We start from the raw sequence: 17,864 nt of genomic DNA on the forward strand, positions 1-17,864 counted from the left end.
CCACAACCGCGACAAATTCCACCACCCCCACCGCTACACCACCCACCGCAACCACGACGGCACCTGGACCCTCCTCCACCACCCCAAACGCCACCTCCACAAACGATGAACCGCTCCCGGCACCATCAACCAGTCCGGCGACCACTCAGCCATGGCTACGGTCCGGGCCGGGCCCTCATCCCCGGAAGCGAAGAACGGGACCGCGTCAACCGCCAACCACGTCCTACCGCTCGTGGTCGTCCGGCGATGGCGGCCATTCCCTGGGCCGGAGCGGTGGATCCCCCGGCGCAGGCCGTCCAGAAGGGGGAAAGGCCGGCCGAGGGCAGACAGGGAACGCATCAGGGACAACGGAAAGGGCCCGGCTGGATGCCGGGCCCTTCGGGAAAACGCCGCTCACGAGACGCCGGAGACTCCGCTCAGGAGCGAGACGTCAGGGACGTTTCACGACCGCTCAGATCAGACGATCTTGCCGGACCAGAGGCCCTTGGCCGCGCTGTAGACGCCGTAGAGCTCACCGTCGAAGTACGGGGAGACGCTGGTGTCGATGCGGTTGTTCTTGTCGGTGTCGGAGACGCCGATGGTCACGCCGTTCAGGTAGCCCAGACGACGGTTGCTGCTGTAGCTCAGCAGCCAGGAGGAGCCGATGGAGCCCTCACCGGTGAAGGAGGACTTCACGCCGACGAGCTCCTCGGCCTTGATCGCCGAAGCGCTCGCGGCGAAGGTCTTGCCGTACGACCACTTCAGGGTCTTGCCGGTGTAGGCGTAGTTGCCGTCCGGGTGCGACCCGCTCGGGTAGCCGAAGACGAAGACGTTCTTGCCGAGCTTCTGGTTGTAGGCCAGACCCTGCCCGCCGACGTTGTCGCCGAGGCGGCCGACGTCCTTGAGGCCGATGCCGAAGACCCTGGCGCTGACCTTGTAGTCCAGGTCGTAGTTGCCCCAGAAGGTGCGCTTGTAGTACGTGTACGTCACGGCCGGCGCGGCGATCGCGGTGGCCGTGGGGGTCGGCGTCGGTGTCGGTGTCGGCGTCGCGACGGCCTCGACGGCGACCGGCTTGCGCCAGTAGAGGGTCTTGCCGTCCTGGCTGACGTACCAGTCCTTGCTGCTGTTGTACTGCGCGCCGGTGATCTGGTCCGTCACGACGCCCGTGCGCGCGTCCCAGGGGCCGTCACCCTTGAGGTCCTTGCCCGGGTTCGCCTTGGCGAAGGTCTCCGTGGTGATCCAGAACTTGTCCGACTCGTGGGTGCCGACGGGGACCAGGTGGTCCGGGTCGCCGACCGAGTCGACGTCGACCTTCGACCACACCGTGCTCTTGTCGTTCTTGAGACGGCCGGCGTCCTTGTACGCCTGCCACTTGTGCTCCCAGACCTTGGAGTAGTTGGTCACTCCGGCGCTGGTGGGCAGGACGCCGTTGTAGACGGTGACGAACGCGTAGTCGCGGTCGCCGTCCTCGTAGACGTCGTAGTCGTAGTGCGTGAAGGCCTGCTTGCCGACGTAGATGCCCCACGGGGTCTTGCCCTGGTAGTAACCCGGGATGAAGACCCACTTGTCGAGCGTCTCGCGGTTGCTCTCGGTGTCGTACACGCAGTGTCCGGCCGTGGCGACCAGGTTGTGGTACGAGGACTGCACGGAGGTCGCGGTGCACCAGTGCGGCCTGTGGTCGGCGCCGATGAAGAAGACCTTGCCCGTGGTCTTGGGCAGGTTGACGTTCTTCGACTTCGAGGTCGACTTCTTCTCGTCACCGATCGCCGGGACGGTGCCGGGCTTGGTGCTGGCCGAGGGGCCGCCACCGGAGACGTGCTTGGCGACGACCTTCGTCTCGACGTTGTAGGGGGTGGCGCCGATCAGGTTCGCCTTGTTCTCCCCGTACCAGAAGGCGGCGACCTGCTTGGCCGCGAACGGGGTGTTGGCGAGCACGACGGATGGTACGGAATCGGCGTGGGCCGGGACGGCGACGGCCGCGGAGGCCAGCAGGCCGGCCGCGATGCCACCGAGGGCGAGCGAGCGCTTCAAGGGGGTCTCCCTGGTCTGTCGTGGGGCGCGCTTGCACCCCATACGTCAGTAAAGGACGGGTAGCAAGTTATCTGAGAAAAAGCTGGGAATGGAGGCAAATCGGTGTGTATGTTTCACCGGGCGGAAGACGCCGTGCCGTCGCCGACAGCCGCAACCGGCCGTCCGCCGTGTTTGCGCTGATCACCGCTTCGCGGCAGGACGCCGGTGGATCGATCCACGGCACTGCGTGACGCATATCACACTCGATGGCGAAACCGGGGACGGCTCCGGACCCGTCCGAGGATGCCGTGTTAGAGCCCGCTGACCGTGGGCACTGGCTTACTGCGCTCCACTGTCGGAGGCGTCAAAGGGAACGAGAAGCGTGCGCAGCAGGCCGGCGAGGGCCTGCTGTTCATGCTGTCCAAGGCCCGCCAGCAGCTCCCGCTCGCGCCGCAGCAGGTCGGCGAAGGCCGCGTCCACCCGTTCGAGCCCCGCGGCCGTCAGCCTCACAAGCACTCCGCGCCGGTCCTCGGGGTCGGGGTTCCTGGTCACCAGCCCGGCGGCCGCGAGCCGGTCGATCCGGTTCGTCATCGTCCCGGACGTGACGAGCGTGGCCCGCAGCAGTGCTCCCGGGCTCATCTCGTACGGCTCGCCCGCCCGGCGCAGCGCCGTCAGCACGTCGAACTCCCACGACTCCATGCCGTGGTCGGCGAAGGCTCCGCGGCGCTCGCGCTCCAGGTGCCGGCTGAGCCGGGACACCCGGCTGAGCACCTCCAGCGGCGTCACGTCCAGATCGGGGCGCTCCTTGCGCCAGGCCGCGACCAGCCGGTCCACCTCGTCCTCGACGGACCTCGAGAAGGTCATGGGCCCGAGTGTAGCTGTCTTGACATCGAGAGACCTCCCGCGATAAAGAGTTCTCTTGATATCAAGATAAATAGGAGGAAGGCGTGAGCCGCGACATCTGGGACCCCGATGTGTACGAGCGTCACGCGGGAGAGCGGGCCCGTCCGTTCTTCGAGCTGATGGCCCGTGTGGACGTGGACGAGCCCGAGTACGTGGTGGACCTCGGCTGCGGCACCGGAGAGCTGACCGCGGCGCTCGCCCGGCGCTGGCCCGGCGCGACGGTCCACGGGATCGACTCCTCGCCCGCGATGATCTCCAAGGCGCCGGACGGGCCGGTGTTCGAGGTCGCCGACGTGCGCGACTGGCAGCCCGCGCGGCCGGTGGACGTGCTCGTCTCGAACGCGCTGCTCCAATGGGTCCCCGAGCATCGGGAGCTGCTCGCCCGGTGGGCCGGTCACCTGTCGGAGAACGGCCGGCTGGCCTTCCAGGTGCCGGGCAACTTCGACGCCCCCAGCCACGCGGCGATCCGTGAGCTGTGCCGTACGACGTGGCGGGAGGAGCTGGGCGACATCCCGGGGCGCGCGCCGGTCGGGGAGCCCGGCGAGTATCTGGACCTGCTCGCCGGCCTGGGCTGCGGGGTCGACGCCTGGGAGACCACCTACATTCACGTGCTGGCCGGGGAGGACGCCGTGCTCTCCTGGGTGACAGGGACGGCGCTACGGCCGATGCTGGACCGCCTGCCGCCCGGCCGCCGCGAGGATTTTCTCGCCGACTGCGGCAGGGTGCTGCGCGAAGCCTACCCGCGCAGGTCGTACGGCACGCCCTTCCCGTTCCGCCGGATCTTCGTCGTGGCTTCCCGCCGCGGCTCCGCCTCGCAGGCGGTTTGAACCGCGCCTCGCCGGATACTCGGCCGCTCCGGAGGTGATTGATGTTCGAGGGATTCACACTGGAGCGGATCGACGTCGGCGAGGTGGAGCTGCGCGTACGGCACGGCGGCCGCGGGGCGCCCGTCCTGCTGCTGCACGGGCATCCGCGCACTCACGCCACCTGGCACCGGGTGGCGCCGCTGCTCACAAGGGACCACTACGTCGTCTGCCCCGATCTGCGCGGATACGGCCAGTCGTCCAAGCCGCCGACGACCGCCGACCACTCGCCGTACTCCAAGCGCGCGATGGCCCGTGACTGCCTGGAGCTGATGCGGCGGCTCGGCCACGAGCGGTTCGCCGTGGTCGGGCACGACCGCGGGCTCTACGTCGCCCAGCGGCTGGCGCTCGACCACCCGGAGGCGGTGGAGCGGCTCGTCATCCTCGGCGGCGTGCCGATCGGGGAGGCGCTGAGGCGCTGCGACGCCCGGTTCGCCGCCGCCTGGTACCACTGGTTCTTCTTCGGCCAGATGGAGAAGCCGGCCGAGCGGGTGATCAACGCGGACCCCGACGCCTGGTACACCGCGACCGCCGAGCAGATGGGCGCCGAGGCGTACGAGGACTACCGGCGGGCCATCCACGACCCGGAAACGGTGCACGCCATGTTGGAGGACTACCGGGCCGGGCTCGGCGTGGACCGCGCCGCCGACGACGCCGACCAGGCCGCAGGACGGAAGATCCAGTGCCCCGTGCTCGTGCTGTGGGGCGCCCGCGACGACGTCGGCGACCTGTACGACGACATCCCAGGCATCTGGCGCGACTGGGCGGGCGACGTGACCGGGCACGCGCTCGACTGCGGCCACCACTTCGCGGAGGAGGTGCCGGAGGCGCTGGCCGCCGAGCTGCACGCGTTCCTCGACGCGCCGAGAGCGGCGGCCGGCTGAGGCGGCCGACTGGAGTGCCCGACTGGAGTGCCCGACTGGAGTGCCCGACTGAAGTGGCCGGGCGAGGCGGCGAGCCGAGGCTTCTGTTCACCTTCTCGTGGCACTATGTCCACATAAATGAGACATAGCGGCCACTTAGGGGGAACAGTGCCTTTAGAGATAGAGGACAAGTTCGACGTTCCAGCCGACTACGCCCTGCCCGACCTGAAGGGCATCCCCGGCTGCGCCGAGGTCTCCCGGACGCTGAGCCACCAGCTCGTCGCGATCTACTTCGACACCCCCGACCTGAGGCTCGCCGCCCGCGGCGTGACCCTGCGCCGGCGGCGCGGCGGCGACGACGCGGGCTGGCATCTCAAGCTGCCCAAGGCGAAGGGCGCCCGCCAGGAGATCCAGCTCCCGCTGACCCGCAGCGCGAAGGTCGTGCCGCCCGAGCTGGCACAGCTCGTCCTCGCGTACACGAGGGGAGCCGCGCTCGCCCCGGTCGCCCAGCTGGAGACCAGGCGCGGCCTCACCCGGCTACTCGACGACGAGGGCGCGGTGCTCGCGGAGATCGCCGACGACCGTGTCAAGGGCACCGTCTTCGGCGACGACCCCCTGGTCCGGCGGTGGCGGGAGGTCGAGGCCGAGCTCAAGGAGGGAGACCGCGACCTGCTCAAGCGCGTCGCCAAGCGCCTGCGCAAGTCCGGAGCCACTCCTGCGGAGGCGTCCAGCAAGCTCGGCCGCCTGCTCGGCGAGATCCCCGCCCCACACCGATCGGAGCCGCGGACCACGCCCAAGCCCGGATCCGCCGGAGAGGTCGTGGTGAGCTATCTGCGCGCCCAGGTCGCGGCCCTGAACGCCCAGGACCCGCGCGTACGGCAGGCCGAGGAGGACGCCGTCCACCAGGCGAGGGTGGCCTGCCGCCGTCTCCGCAGCGCGCTCAAGGCGTTCAAGCGGATCGTCACCGGCACCGAGGAGCTCCAGGAGGAGCTCAGGTGGCTGGGCGAGGTTCTCGGGGAGGCGCGCGACCTGGAGGTCATCCGCGAGCGGTTCACCGAGCGCCTCGACGCGCTGGACCCCTCGCTCGTCGTCGGCTCCGTCCGCCGCAGGCTCGGCGACGACCTTCTCGCGAAGGAGCACGACGCGTACGACCGGATCCGGGAGACACTCAGCGGCGAGCGCTACTTCGCGCTGCTCGACGCCCTCGACGCGCTCGTGGCCTGCCCGCCCCTGACGGAGTACGCCGCCAAGGACGCGGACAAGGCGCTCGCCAGGATCGTGGGCAAGGGATGGCAGCGGGTCGTGGAGCGCTACGACGCGGCGCGGGCGATCGAGGAGCTCGACCGCCGCGAGACCGCGATGCACGACGTGCGCAAGGCGGCCAAGCGGGCCCGCTACACGGCCGAGGCCGTCGGCATGCGCGAGCAGGCCATGCGCGCCGAGACCGTCCAGGAGGTGCTCGGCCGGCACCAGGACGGCGTGGTCGCCCAGGGCCTGCTGCTGGAGGAGGCCGAGGTGGCGCGGCAGGCCGGGGAGGACACCTTCACCTACGGCGTCCTCGCGGGCCTGGAGCACGCGGCCGCCGTCCGCGCCCACGAGGAGTTCCCCGAGGTGTGGGCGAGGGTCAGCTGACGTAGCGTTCGAAGCTCACCGTACGGCCGCCCGCCCGGTGCAGCACGGCCAGCCCGCCCTTCGCGATGTGCGGGTCGGCCAGGCGGTGGCCGTACGCCATGGGGAGCAGCTCCGGCAGGACCTTGCCGTGGCTGCACAGCGCCGCCGGCCGGCCGGCGGCGAGCAGCTCGCCGAGCAGGCGGCCCGCCTCGCGCGGGTCGTAGCCGCTCTCCGACAGCGCCTTGTCCGTGACGATCTCCATCCCGTGACGGTCGGCGTACGGCTGGAGCGTCTGCGTGCATCGGGCGCTGTGCGAGCTGATCAGCACCTCGGGCCGGTAGCCGCCGAGGACCGTGGCGAGGGCCCGCGCCTGGGCCTTGCCCCGTTCGTCGAGCGGGCGGAGGTCGTCGTCGCCCTCCCACTCCTGCCGGGATCCGGCCAGGCCGTGCCGTACGAAGAGCAGCGGGGTGGTCGTCAGGGGCGCGCCGGCGAGCGCGCGCAGCATCTTCCCGTCCCACCCGTAGGTCAGCCGCCGCCCGGCCTCGGCGAGGGGGAGCCAGACGACCTCGTCCACCTCGTCCCCGTCGCCCCGGCCCTCGCCTCCGGCGGAACCGCCGGTCGCGCGGGCGAGCCAGTAGTCCACCCGCTTCAGCCGCAGGCCCTTGAGGTAGTGCACAGGCGGGAGCGCCCGCCCGAGCACGATCCGCAGGCCGGTCTCCTCCGCCACCTCCCGCAGCGCCCCGGCGATCACGTGCTCGCCGGCCTTGAGCTTGCCCTTGGGGAAGGTCCAGTCTCGGTACTTCGGCCGGTGCACGAGCGCCACCTCCGGGGCGGTCTCGTCCCCCCGCCACACGACCGCGCCGGCCGCGCGGATCATGCCGGCCCGGCGTCCGCCGTCGTTCGATGCCATCCCTGTGCCCGCGGTCCTCTCCGTGCGGTCTTCAGCTCAGGTCCGTCCCGTCGTCCACGGTGCGCCACCGGCGGCTGGCGACGAGGTGCTGCTGGAGGTCCACCTCACCGCGATGGCGCAGCCACTTGCCGTCGGAGTTCAGCGTCCATGCGGTCGTCGTGTCACTCATCGCCAGGTCGAGCAGCTCGGACAGGGTGGCGCGCTGCTGCGGGCTCGCGACCTTCACCAGCGCCTCCACGCGCCGGTCCAGATTACGGCGCATGAGATCGGCGCTGCCGATCCAGATCTCCGGCCGCCGCCCCGCGCCGAACTCGAACACCCGGGAGTGCTCCAGGAACCGGCCCAGGATGCTGCGCACCCTGATGGTCTCCGACAGCCCGGGTACGCCGGGCCTGAGCGTGCACATCCCCCGCACCCACAGGTCGACCGGCACGCCCGCCTGCGACGCCCGGTACAGCGCGTCGATGATCGTCTCGTCGACCATCGAGTTCGTCTTGATCCGGATGCGCGCCGGGCGGCCCGCCCTGCGGTGGGCGATCTCCTGGTCGATCCGGGTGAGCAGGCCCTGCCGCAGCGAGTGCGGCGCCACCAGCAGCCTGCGGTACTCCGACTGGTGCGAGTAACCGGTGAGGTGCATGAACAGGTCGGTGACGTCCTCGCCCACCTGCGGGTCGGCCGTCAGCAGCCCGAAGTCCTCGTACGTCCGGGCGGTCTTGGGGTTGTAGTTGCCGGTGCCGATGTGGCAGTAGCGCCGCAGCTCGCCCCCCGCCTCCTGGCGGACCACCATGGCCAGCTTGCAGTGCGTCTTCAGCCCGAGGACGCCGTAGACGACGTGGCACCCGGCCGTCTCCAGCTTGCGCGCCCACGAGATGTTCGCGTGCTCGTCGAACCTGGCCTTGATCTCCACCACGACGACGACCTGCTTGCCCGCCTCCGCCGCGTCGATCAGGGCGTCGACGATGGGGGAGTCGCCGCTGGTCCGGTAGAGCGTCTGCTTGATCGCGAGCACGTCCGGGTCGGCCGCCGCGTCCTCCACGAACCGCTGCACGCTCGTCGCGAACGAGTCGTACGGATGGTGGATGAGGATGTCGTGCTCCCGCAGGACGGCGAACAGGTCGTCCTCCGCGCTCACCGCCTCCGCCGGGACGAGCGGGCGATAGCTGAGCTCCGGCCGGTCGAGGTCGGCGAACGCGTGCAGCCCGGTCAGGTCGAGCGGGCCGGGCACCCGGTAGATCTCGTTGTCGGACACGCCGAGCTCCTCGACGAGCAGGTCGAGCACCTCGGGCGTGATGGTGTCCTCGACCTCCAGGCGGACCGGCGGGCCGAACCTGCGGCGCAGCAGCTCCCGCTCCAGCGCCTTCATCAGGTTCTCCGTGACGTCCTCGTCGATGTCCAGGTCCTCGTTCCTGGTGACCCGGAAGACGTGGTGCTGCATGACCTGCATGCCCTTGAACAGCTCGCCGAGGTGGGCGGCGATCACGTCCTCCAGCGGCACGAACCGGTCCTTGGAGGCCGTCACGAACCGGGGGAGCTGCGAAGGCACCTTCACCCGGGCGAACACCGTGTGGCCGTCCGCCGGGTTCCGCACGATCACCGCGAGGTTCAGGGACAGGCCCGAGATGTACGGGAAGGGGTGGGCCGGGTCGACCGCCAGCGGAGTCAGGACCGGCCGTATCCGCTGCCGGAACAGCTTGCGCAGGGCGGTCCGCTCCTCCCGCGCCAGGCCGTCCCACCGGACCAGCTCGATCCCCGACTCGGCGAGCCGCGGCCGGACGTTGTCCTGGAACACGGAGGAGTGCCTGCGCGCGAGGTCGCCGGCGATCATCGCGATCCGGGTCAGCGCCTCGCTGGGCTTGAGGCCGCCGGTCGTCCGCAGTAACAGGCCCGTCGCCATCCGCCGCTTGAGACCGGCGACCCGGACGCGGAAGAACTCGTCGAGGTTGCTCGCGAAGATGGCGAGGAACCGGACACGTTCGAGGAGGGGGAGGGAGGAGTCCTCGGCAAGCTCCAGCACGCGCTCGTTGAACTGGAGCCAGCTTTCCTCCCGGTTGAGGAAACGATCGTGAGGAAGGGGGGCGTGCTCGGCGAGGTGGACCTCTTCCGGCTCGGGATCGGGGGAGCTTTGGGCGGACATATACGAAATATGCCCCAATTTGCTGAACAAAGCGTTAACGACGTCGCAAGGAAAGCGTCAGACCGGCCCGGCGGGGCCGGGTCCGGCCTGGTCAAGGGGCATGGCGTCGGCGATCCGGGCGGCCGATTTCGTCTCCTCCCGCTCCCGCTCCTCGCGCTCCCGGCGTAGAGCCCGCTCCCGATCTTGTTGCTTGGCGCGCTCGCGCAACTCGCGTTCACGTGCCTTCTCCTGCTCGCGGCGCAGCTTCTCCTGCTCCTTGAGCTCACGCTCCCTGGCCTTCTCCAGCTCGCGCTGCTCGCGTTCGCGCGCCTTCTCCAGTTCGTGCTGCTCGCGTTCGCGTGCCTTCTCCTGCTCGCGGCGCAGCTTCTCCTGCTCCTTGGCCTCGCGTTCCCTGGCCTTCTCCAGCTCGCGCTGCTCGCGTTCGCGGGCCTTCTCCTGCTCCTTGAGCTCACGCTCCGTCGGCCTCGCCGTACGGACGTCAAGGGCGGGCGACAGGATGAGACCCCGCGTCGCGGCGGTGAGGGCCGGATTGGGGTCGAGCCCCGTCAGACCGTTCCACGACAGATTGACCAGGTGGGCGGCGACCTCCTCCCGGCGCGGCCGGCGCACGTCGAGCCACCACTGCCCGGTCAGCGCGGTCATCCCCACCAGCATCTGCGCGTACATCGGCGCCAGCTTGGGGTCGAACCCGCGCTCCCTGAACTCGTCGGCCAGCACGTCCTCGACCTGGCTCGCTATGTCGCTGATCAGGCTGGCGAACGTCCCGGTGCCCGACGCCCCGTGGGAGTCGCGCACGAGGATGCGGAACCCCTCGTTGCTCTCCTCGATGTACTGCAGCAGCGCCAGGGCGGCCCGCTCCAGCTTCACCCGGGCGTGCGACGCCGACAGCGCCTCGGTGACGAGGCTCAGGAGCCGCTGCATCTCACGGTCGATGACGACCGCGTAGATGCCCTCCTTGCCGCCGAAGTGCTCGTACACCACCGGCTTGGAGACCTTCGCGCTCGCGGCGATCTCCTCGACGGAGGTGCCGTCGTAGCCCTTGGCGGCGAACAGGCCCCGGCCGACCTGGATCAACTGCTCGCGCCGTTCCGCACCGGTCATCCGTCTTCGGGATCGGGAGGAGTCGCTCACAGGTTCCATCATGACGCCTCCCCGGGCGGGGCCCCGGGCCGGGAGAACGTCGGCGGGGACGCCCGGGGCGTCCGGCGGCGGCGTGCGCTTCTGTAAGACGACCGCCGTACCGGGGACGGGCTCCGCGCGAGCCGTACGGGAACGGTGATCGAGGGGAGAGGACGGCGTCAGGGCCGCCGGACGACGTACGGCGGCCCTGACGTCCGCGCCGGCGGGGTCAGCCAAGTCGCTTCGCCGCCAGACGCTCGGGAGTCGGCCAGCGCACGTCGTACGCCCATCCCGCCTTCTCGAACCAGCGGATGAGGCCGGCGCTGAGGTCGATCTGACCGCGCAGCGCGCCGTGGCGTGCGCAGGTGGGCTCGGCGTGGTGCAGGTTGTGCCACGACTCGCCGAAGGACGGGATCGCCAGCCACCACACGTTGCGCGACTTGTCGCGGACCTCGAAGGCCTCGTCGCCGAAGACGTGGCAGATCGAGTTGATCGACCAGGTGACGTGGTGCAGCAGACCGATCCGCATCACGGTGCCCCAGAAGAACCCGGTCAGCGCGCCCTGCCAGGACATGCTGATCAGACCGCCCAGAAGGCCCGGAAGGATGAGCGAGGTGATCGCCAGCGTCGGGAACAGCCGGTGCATCCGCATGACGTCCGGGTCCTTGATCAGGTCCGGGGCGTACTTGGCGCGGTTGGTCCGCTCGCTCTCGAACAGCCAGCCCATGTGGGCGTACAGCAGGCCCTTGGTCATGGACTTGAAGCCGGGGCCGAAGCGCCACGGCGAGTGCGGGTCGCCCTCCTTGTCGGAGAACTTGTGGTGCTTGCGGTGGGTCGCGACCCAGTCGAGCACGGACATCTCCAGCGAGAGGCTGCCGGCGACGGCCAGGGCGATCTTCAGCGGCCGATTGGCCTTGAAGGACCCGTGTGTGAAGTAGCGGTGGAACCCGACCGTGACGCCAAGCCCGGAGATGACGTAGAACGTCAGCGCGATGGCCACGTCCGTCCAGCCCAGGCCCCAGCCCCAGACCAGCGGCACGGCCGCGATGAGGGCGATGATCGGGGCTGCTACGACGACGCCGAAGGTGATTATCTCGGCCCTGGTCTTGTCGTCCGGCTCGAAGTCCGGCTTCGGCTGTGGCGACGTGCGGTCGGTCACGACGGTCATGGGCTACCTCACGGTGATGGCGAAAAGGTCCGGCTACGCAACCGTAACCTACGCCATCGTAAGTTAGGAATCGCGAAGAGCGAATGTGTGGAAGGTGACGCTCCCGCGCATTTCTGGTGGCGAGTCCACGACTTGCCCCATCCCCTGACCATCTGCTATTGACCTGCCGCCCTCCGCCTGGCCGGCGTAGTTCGCGCACGGGAACGTGCGGGAAACTGTCAGTGTGTCGAACTAGAGTTCGGTTATGAGCAGGACCTCTCACAACGCCGCCGGTTTCGAGGCGCTGCGCGCGCGGGCGATCGCTCTCCGCCGGAGCGGCAAGTCCCGGCTTCAGATCAAGCAGGCCCTCGGGGTGCGCAGCAACGAGACGCTCACCAAGCTGTTGAGAGGCACCGTGCCGCCCGAGTCGCTGCTACGGCCGAGGGCCAAGGACGACCTGCGCCGCCGTGCCCGCGAGCTTCGCGCGCAGGGGCGGACCTATGCCGAGATCGCGGCCGAGCTCGGCGTCTCCAAGTCCTCCATCTCGCTGTGGGTCCGCGATTTGCCGCGCGAAGGACGCCTGAGTCCCGAGGAGATCCGCAGGAGGAACGACGAAGGCCGCCGGCGTTACTGGGAGCGGGAACGGGCGGAGCGTGAGGCGGCCAGGCGAGCGGTGAGCGACACCGCCGCCGCCGAGATCGGGCGCCTGTCCGACCGCGAGATCCTCATGCTCGGCGCCGTCGCCTACTGGTGCGAGGGCACGAAGAACAAGCCCCACTACCGGCACGAGCGTGTGACGTTCACCAACAGCGACCCTGGCCTGATCCGGTTCTTCCTCCGGTTCCTCGACGTGGCCGGAGTGGAACGGCGGGATCTCATCCTGAGGGTGTCGATCCACGAGAGCGCGGACGTCGGTGCCGCCCACGCGTTCTGGCGGGAGGCGACCGGGGCGGAGGCCGCCTCTTTCGGGAGGCCGACGCTCAAGCGGCACAGTCCGAGCACGGTGCGCCACAACGTTGGCGACGGTTACCACGGTTGCCTTCGGATCGACGTCCGCCGGAGTGGATGGCTTTACCGGAAGATCGAAGGCTGGATGCTCGGCGTCACGAATGGGCGCGCGGAACAGGGGAGGGGCTCTGTATTCTGATTGTCGGATTCCGGCTGAGCAGTCAGATTCCGACATTCACGGCTTCAAGCCCATCCCGGGTCGTCTAGGGGCAAGACTACAGATTTTGGTTCTGTCAACGGAGGTTCGAATCCTCCCCCGGGAGCTGTGTCAGGGGATCGGCCCTGGTCGGCGTGCGAAACCCGTGCGGGTGGGGGTGGATTCGTGCCGGAGTGGGGCAGGTAAGCTCACCTTGTCGAGCGGGTGGCCGTGCGGTGGATGGGTAGTTGCCGTACGGAAGCCGCGATCCGACCCGTGTCAGCCGCGACGCCGAGGGAGCCTCAGTCCGTGAGTGTGCCGCGCCCGGCCGCCGTCATCGTCCTCGCCGCCGGCGAGGGCACCCGGATGAAGTCGAAAACCCCCAAAGTCCTCCACGAGATCAGCGGCCGCGCGCTCGTGGACCACATGCTCACCGCCGCCCGCGCGCTCGGCCCCGAGCGGCTGATCGTGGTGATCGGTCACGCGCGGGAGCAGGTCGAGGGCCACCTGTCGGCGGTCTCGCCGGACGCCCGCCTGGTCGTCCAGGAGAAGCGGAACGGCACCGGCCACGCCGTACGCACCGTCCTGGAGGCCGTGGGGCCCATCGACGGCACCGTCCTCGTCACGTACGGCGACACGCCGCTGCTGCGCGCCGAGACCCTGCGCGGCCTGCTCGAACGGCACGCCGAGGATGGGAACGCCGTGACGGTCCTGACCGCCGTGGTCCCCGACCCGGCCGGATACGGCCGGATCGTGCGCGACGACGCGGGCGCCGTGCTGGAGATCGTCGAGGAGAAGGACGCCACCCCCGAGCAGCGGGCGATCGCCGAGATGAACTCGGGCGTCTACGCGTTCGACGGGGCACTGCTCGCGCGGGCCCTGCGGCGGGTGGGCGCCGCCAACGCCCAGGGCGAGGAGTACCTGACCGACGTGCTGGCCATCCTCCGCGAGGATGGCCACCGGGTCGGCGCCCACGTGGCCGCCGACCACGTCGAGGTCGAGGGCGTCAACGACCGCGTCCAGCTGTCGTTCGCCCGGCGGGTGCTCAACGACCGCATCCTGCGTGACCACATGAGGGCGGGCGTCACCGTCGTCGACCCCGCCACCACCTGGATCGACGTGGACGTGACGATGGAGCCGGACGCGGTGGTCCACCCGGGCACGCAGCTCAAGGGCGTGACGAGGGTCGGAGCCGGCGCCGAGGTGGGCCCGCACAGCACGCTCACCGACACCGTGGTCGGCGAGGAGGCCGTCGTCCGCAACACGGTCGGCGAGGGCGCCGAGATCGGGCCGGGCGCGACCGTCGGCCCGTTCGCGTACCTGCGCCCCGGCACGGTCCTCGGCCGCAAGGGCAAGATCGGCGCCTACGTCGAGACCAAGAACGCCACGATCGGCGAGGGCTCCAAGGTGCCCCACCTGACGTACGTCGGCGACGCGACCATCGGGGAGGGCTCCAACATCGGGGCCGCCTCCGTCTTCGTCAACTACGACGGAGTCTCCAAGCACCGCACGGTCGTGGGCGACCACGTCCGGGTGGGCAGCGACACCATGCTCGTCGCGCCGGTGACGATCGGCGACGGCGCCTACACCGCGGCGGGCTCCGTGATCACCAATGACGTCCCCCCGGGGGCGATGGCGGTGGCGCGGGGCCGGCAGCGCAACATCGAGGGGTGGGTCGTGCGACGCCGCGCGGGCTCCTCCTCGGCCGAGGCGGCTGAGCGCGCGGCGGCGGACCGGGACGATCCCGGAGACGGCGTCCGAGCGGACGGCGGCGCGCCCCGATAGCACGCACCGCACCGGCACGCCGTACGGCCATCGCATCGGCGTGGGGCGTGCGGCACAGGGAACGAGAACGAGGCGCGGTCTGACCGCGTAGCGCCCGAGGGCAGTCCAGGAGGACACCGTGACCGACCAGACCGACCGAGCGAGCCGAGCGAGCCGAACGAGTCGAGCGAGTCGAGCGAGGGGACGGGGCGGCATGCCGTCCTTCCCGACGCGTGACGGGGCTCCCGAGGCCCCGTGGGCTGCACACGCCCTGCCGGTCATGCGCGGCCGGCGGGACCGACAGGCGAGGAGCGCGGCATGAGCGGCAAGAAGACGACGGGCGAGCGGAACCTGATGTTCTTCTCCGGGCGCGCCCACCCGGAGCTGGCCGACGAGGTCGCGGCGAACCTCGCCGTCGAGATCACCCCCACGGCGCTGCGTGACTTCGCGAACGGCGAGATCTACGTGCGTTACCTGGAGTCGGTGCGCGGCTGCGACGCCTTCGTGATGCAGAGCCACACGGCGCCGATCAACCAGTGGATCATGGAACAGCTGATCATGGTGGACGCCCTCAAGCGGGCCTCCGCCAAGCGGATCACCGTGATCATGCCGTTCTTCGGGTACGCCCGGCAGGACAAGAAGGGCCGCGGCCGGGAGCCGATCACGGCCCGGCTGATGGCGGACATGTTCAAGAAGGCGGGCGCCGACCGGCTGATGTCGATCGACCTGCACACCTCCCAGATCCAGGGGTTCTTCGACGGCCCGGTCGACCACCTGTTCGCGATGCCCGTGCTGATCAACTATCTGCGCGGGAAGCTCGACCCGGCCACCACGACGATCGTCTCCCCCGACACCGGCCGCGTACGGCTGGCCGAGCGGTGGTCCGACTCGCTCAGGACGCCGGTGGCGTTCATCCACAAGCGGCGCGACCTCGACGTGGCGAACCAGGTGAAGGTGCACGAGGTGGTCGGCAAGGTGCGGGGCCGCACCTGCGTGCTGATCGACGACATGATCGACACGGGTGGTTCGATCTGCAAGGCGGCCGACGCGCTCTACGAGCACGGCGCGACCGACGTCATCGTGGCGGCGACGCACGCGGTGTTCTCCGACCCGGCAGTCGACCGCCTGAAGAACTCCCGCATCTCCGAGGTGGTCGTCACCAACACGCTTCCCATCCCGGAGGAGAAGAGGTTCGACAGCCTCACGGTGATGTCGATCGCCCCGCTGATCGCCCGCGCGATCACCGAGGTCTTCACCGACGGCTCCGTCACCAGCCTCTTCGAAGGCGACAGCTGACACGCTCGCGAGATAAGCACGGTAGGCTTTGCAGGCTGCGCTCGTAACGCCTTCCGCTAGGGCGGGTGAGGGAGAGGCAGCCACCCGTCATCGAGTTCATCCCTAGGAGATGTGCCGTGTCCGAAGTACGAATCGCCGCCGAGCTCCGCGACCAGTTCGGCAAGGGCGCCGCGCGGAAGATCCGCCGGTCCGACAAGGTTCCCGCCGTCCTGTACGGCCACGGCACCGACCCCAAGCACCTGACCCTCCCGGGTCACGAGCTGCTGCTCGCGCTGCGCACGCCGAATGTGCTGATCCGCCTCACCGGCGAGGGCATCGACGAGATCGCCCTGCCGAAGGGCGTCCAGCGTGACCCGATCAAGGGCTTCCTGGAGCACATCGACCTGCTGCTGGTCCAGCGCGGCGAGAAGGTCACCGTCGAGATCCCGGTGAACGTGGTGGGCGAGACGATCGGCAGCTCCATCCTCGACCAGCAGCTCGTCACGGTGTCGGTCGAGACCGAGGCGACGCACATTCCCACGGGCGTGGAGGTGGACGTCAACGGCAAGGACGCCGGTTTTGTCGTCACCGCGGGCGACCTGAAGCTGCCCGAGGGCACGACGCTGGCGGGCGACCCCGAGGCCATGGTGCTCCAGGTGATCGCCGCTCCGACCGCCGACCTGGGCGACTCCGCCGTCGACGGCGGGGGCGAGGGCGAGACCGCCGCCGAGTAGGACCGTTCGTGAGAGAGTCCTCCACAGGACGGCCTGTGGAGGACTTCTCCATGTGAGGAGGCTGGGATGCTTTCCCGCGAGGGCGCGCCGGGCGGCGCGGGGCGGTGGCTGGTCGTCGGCCTGGGCAACCCCGGCCCGGAGTACGCGGGCAACCGGCACAACGCCGGCTTCATGGTGCTGGACGAGCTGGCGGCGCGGGCGGGCGGGCGCTTCAAGGCGCACAGGTCGCGGGCCGAGGTGGTCGAGGGCCGTCTGGCGGGGGTGCCCGCCGTCCTGGCCAAGCCGCTTTCGTTCATGAACCTGTCCGGCGGCCCGGTGAAGGCGCTGGCCGACTTCTACAAGGTCACGCCCGACCGGGTCATCGCCGTCCACGACGAGCTGGACGTGCCGTACGGCGCGCTCCGCGCGAAGGCGGGCGGCGGCGACAACGGCCACAACGGGCTGAAGTCGATCACCAAGTCCCTCGGCACGCGGGAGTACCTGCGGATCCGGTTCGGGATCGGCCGGCCCCCGGGGCGGATGGATCCGGCGGACTACGTGCTGCGCGACTTCGCGACGGCCGAGCGCAAGGACCTGCCGTTCCTGGTGGACCGGGCGGCGGACATGGTGGAGTCGCTGATCACCGCGGGGCTGGAGGCCACGCAGAACGGCTTCCACGCCGGCGACCTCAACCCGGCGAAGCCGCCCCGCTGACCTCCTCCGCAGGGCCGGCCTGCTCGGTGACGCCGCGCCCGCCGGGCCACAGCATGAGGTTCTGGAACAGCTCCGCCTGCTCCAGGGCGTCGTCGAGCGCGTGGTGGGTGTGCCGGCGGGAGGACCGTACGTGGCGGGGCATCTGCCGCTTGGTGGCCCACGCCACCGGCACTCCCGCCTTCGCGGCGTAGAGGGTCTTGATGTCGATGCACCGGGAGTGCCCGAAGGGTGATTCGCCGGTGAACCGCAGGAAATACCAGTAGATCCACATCCAGTCGTACGACAAGGGGAAGGCGGCCAGCACGGGCAGGGTGTCGCCGCAGACGGCGCCCAGCCAGGCGGCGGCGGCCGTCATCGTGTCTGCGGGGTCGCGGCCCTCGCGGAGCAGCCGGTCGCGGTCGAGGCCGGTCACCGCGAGCGACTCGGGGACGAAGTCGTCGCTGATGGGCCGTAGCTCGGCGTAGAAGGTGGCCTCCTCGGGATCGACCCGCTGGAACGCCCTGCCGCTCATCCGGCCGGCCACGGCCATGCCGATGCTGATCATGGAGTACGGGCCGGGAATGGGCCCGTCGGCCTCGATGTCGACCGATATGTACGTCTCGGCTTTCACGAAATCTCCCTGATGCCCGGGGTCCGGCCGCTAGCATCCCTCACTGTCGGTGACGGCTTTGTGGCTTTGGGTGAGGAGGCGCGGGTGCTGGACGGCGAGATGTCC

15 protein-coding genes and 1 tRNA gene are annotated in these 17,864 nt (G+C 70.0%); 9 read left to right on the top strand and 7 right to left on the bottom strand.

Translation table 11 applies throughout. The annotated features are described in order from the left end of the window. Positions 1-456 precede the first annotated feature (456 nt). Both AB0B72_RS10710 and AB0B72_RS10715 read right to left on the bottom strand, forming a co-directional pair. The gene (locus tag AB0B72_RS10710; protein WP_367738373.1) at positions 457-2,010 is read right to left on the bottom strand and encodes a serine protease; all 1,554 of its coding nucleotides are present in this window, start codon (positions 2,008-2,010) and stop codon (positions 457-459) included. A gap of 318 nt (positions 2,011-2,328) precedes the next feature. After that, on the bottom strand, positions 2,329-2,853 hold the full coding sequence (locus tag AB0B72_RS10715) for a MarR family winged helix-turn-helix transcriptional regulator (protein WP_367738374.1): 525 nt from the start codon (positions 2,851-2,853) through the stop codon (positions 2,329-2,331). A gap of 83 nt (positions 2,854-2,936) precedes the next feature. On the opposite strand from AB0B72_RS10715, the gene AB0B72_RS10720 reads away from it, so the two are divergent. The 3 genes from AB0B72_RS10720 (at position 2,937) to AB0B72_RS10730 (ending at position 6,250) form a co-directional block, all read left to right on the top strand. Continuing rightward, on the top strand, positions 2,937-3,719 hold the full coding sequence (locus tag AB0B72_RS10720) for a trans-aconitate 2-methyltransferase (RefSeq protein WP_367738375.1): 783 nt from the start codon (positions 2,937-2,939) through the stop codon (positions 3,717-3,719). 41 nt (positions 3,720-3,760) lie between these two features. Then, entirely contained in the window at positions 3,761-4,639 is an 879-nt protein-coding gene (locus AB0B72_RS10725) for an alpha/beta fold hydrolase (RefSeq protein ID WP_367738376.1), read from the top strand. A gap of 147 nt (positions 4,640-4,786) precedes the next feature. Next, on the top strand, positions 4,787-6,250 hold the full coding sequence (locus AB0B72_RS10730) for a CHAD domain-containing protein (RefSeq protein WP_367738377.1): 1,464 nt from the start codon (positions 4,787-4,789) through the stop codon (positions 6,248-6,250). Here AB0B72_RS10730 and AB0B72_RS10735 read toward each other — a convergent pair. From AB0B72_RS10735 to AB0B72_RS10750, 4 genes are all read right to left on the bottom strand, one after another. After that, positions 6,243-7,139 carry an NUDIX domain-containing protein gene (locus AB0B72_RS10735; RefSeq protein ID WP_367738378.1) on the bottom strand — a complete coding sequence of 299 codons (897 nt, stop codon included), beginning with the start codon at positions 7,137-7,139 and terminating at the stop codon, positions 6,243-6,245. The genes AB0B72_RS10730 and AB0B72_RS10735 overlap by 8 nt on opposite strands. A 31-nt stretch (positions 7,140-7,170) precedes the next feature. Next, entirely contained in the window at positions 7,171-9,273 is a 2,103-nt protein-coding gene (locus AB0B72_RS10740) for an RNA degradosome polyphosphate kinase (RefSeq protein WP_367738379.1), read from the bottom strand. Positions 9,274-9,330: 57 nt separating this feature from the next. Beyond that, positions 9,331-10,416 (bottom strand): TetR family transcriptional regulator, encoded by a 1,086-nt coding sequence (locus tag AB0B72_RS10745; RefSeq protein ID WP_367738380.1) that lies wholly within the window; start codon positions 10,414-10,416, stop codon positions 9,331-9,333. Between the two features lie 205 nt (positions 10,417-10,621). Next, on the bottom strand, positions 10,622-11,560 hold the full coding sequence (locus AB0B72_RS10750) for an acyl-CoA desaturase (protein WP_367738381.1): 939 nt from the start codon (positions 11,558-11,560) through the stop codon (positions 10,622-10,624). A gap of 244 nt (positions 11,561-11,804) precedes the next feature. Here AB0B72_RS10750 and AB0B72_RS10755 point away from each other — a divergent pair, with 244 nt between their 5' ends. The 6 genes from AB0B72_RS10755 (at position 11,805) to pth (ending at position 17,149) form a co-directional block, all read left to right on the top strand. Further along, entirely contained in the window at positions 11,805-12,686 is an 882-nt protein-coding gene (locus AB0B72_RS10755) for a helix-turn-helix domain-containing protein (protein WP_367738382.1), read from the top strand. A 53-nt stretch (positions 12,687-12,739) separates the two neighbouring features. Continuing rightward, positions 12,740-12,810 (top strand) — tRNA-Gln (locus AB0B72_RS10760). Between the two features lie 182 nt (positions 12,811-12,992). Then, positions 12,993-14,468 carry a bifunctional UDP-N-acetylglucosamine diphosphorylase/glucosamine-1-phosphate N-acetyltransferase GlmU gene (glmU, locus tag AB0B72_RS10765; protein WP_367738383.1) on the top strand — a complete coding sequence of 492 codons (1,476 nt, stop codon included), beginning with the start codon at positions 12,993-12,995 and terminating at the stop codon, positions 14,466-14,468. 297 nt (positions 14,469-14,765) lie between these two features. Next, the gene (locus tag AB0B72_RS10770) at positions 14,766-15,743 is read left to right on the top strand and encodes a ribose-phosphate diphosphokinase (protein WP_367738384.1); all 978 of its coding nucleotides are present in this window, start codon (positions 14,766-14,768) and stop codon (positions 15,741-15,743) included. A 116-nt stretch (positions 15,744-15,859) separates the two neighbouring features. Then, positions 15,860-16,456: a 50S ribosomal protein L25/general stress protein Ctc gene (locus AB0B72_RS10775; RefSeq protein WP_367738385.1), complete on the top strand. Its 597-nt coding sequence runs from the start codon at positions 15,860-15,862 to the stop codon at positions 16,454-16,456. 66 nt (positions 16,457-16,522) lie between these two features. Then, positions 16,523-17,149: an aminoacyl-tRNA hydrolase gene (gene pth, locus AB0B72_RS10780; protein WP_367738386.1), complete on the top strand. Its 627-nt coding sequence runs from the start codon at positions 16,523-16,525 to the stop codon at positions 17,147-17,149. Here the strand turns inward: pth and AB0B72_RS10785 are convergent. Continuing rightward, positions 17,124-17,759: an exonuclease gene (locus AB0B72_RS10785; protein WP_367738387.1), complete on the bottom strand. Its 636-nt coding sequence runs from the start codon at positions 17,757-17,759 to the stop codon at positions 17,124-17,126. The genes pth and AB0B72_RS10785 overlap by 26 nt on opposite strands. Positions 17,760-17,864: the final 105 nt, after the last annotated feature.

Origin of the sequence: Microbispora sp. NPDC049125, assembly GCF_040802045.1 — a bacterium.
Classification (GTDB): domain Bacteria; phylum Actinomycetota; class Actinomycetes; order Streptosporangiales; family Streptosporangiaceae; genus Microbispora.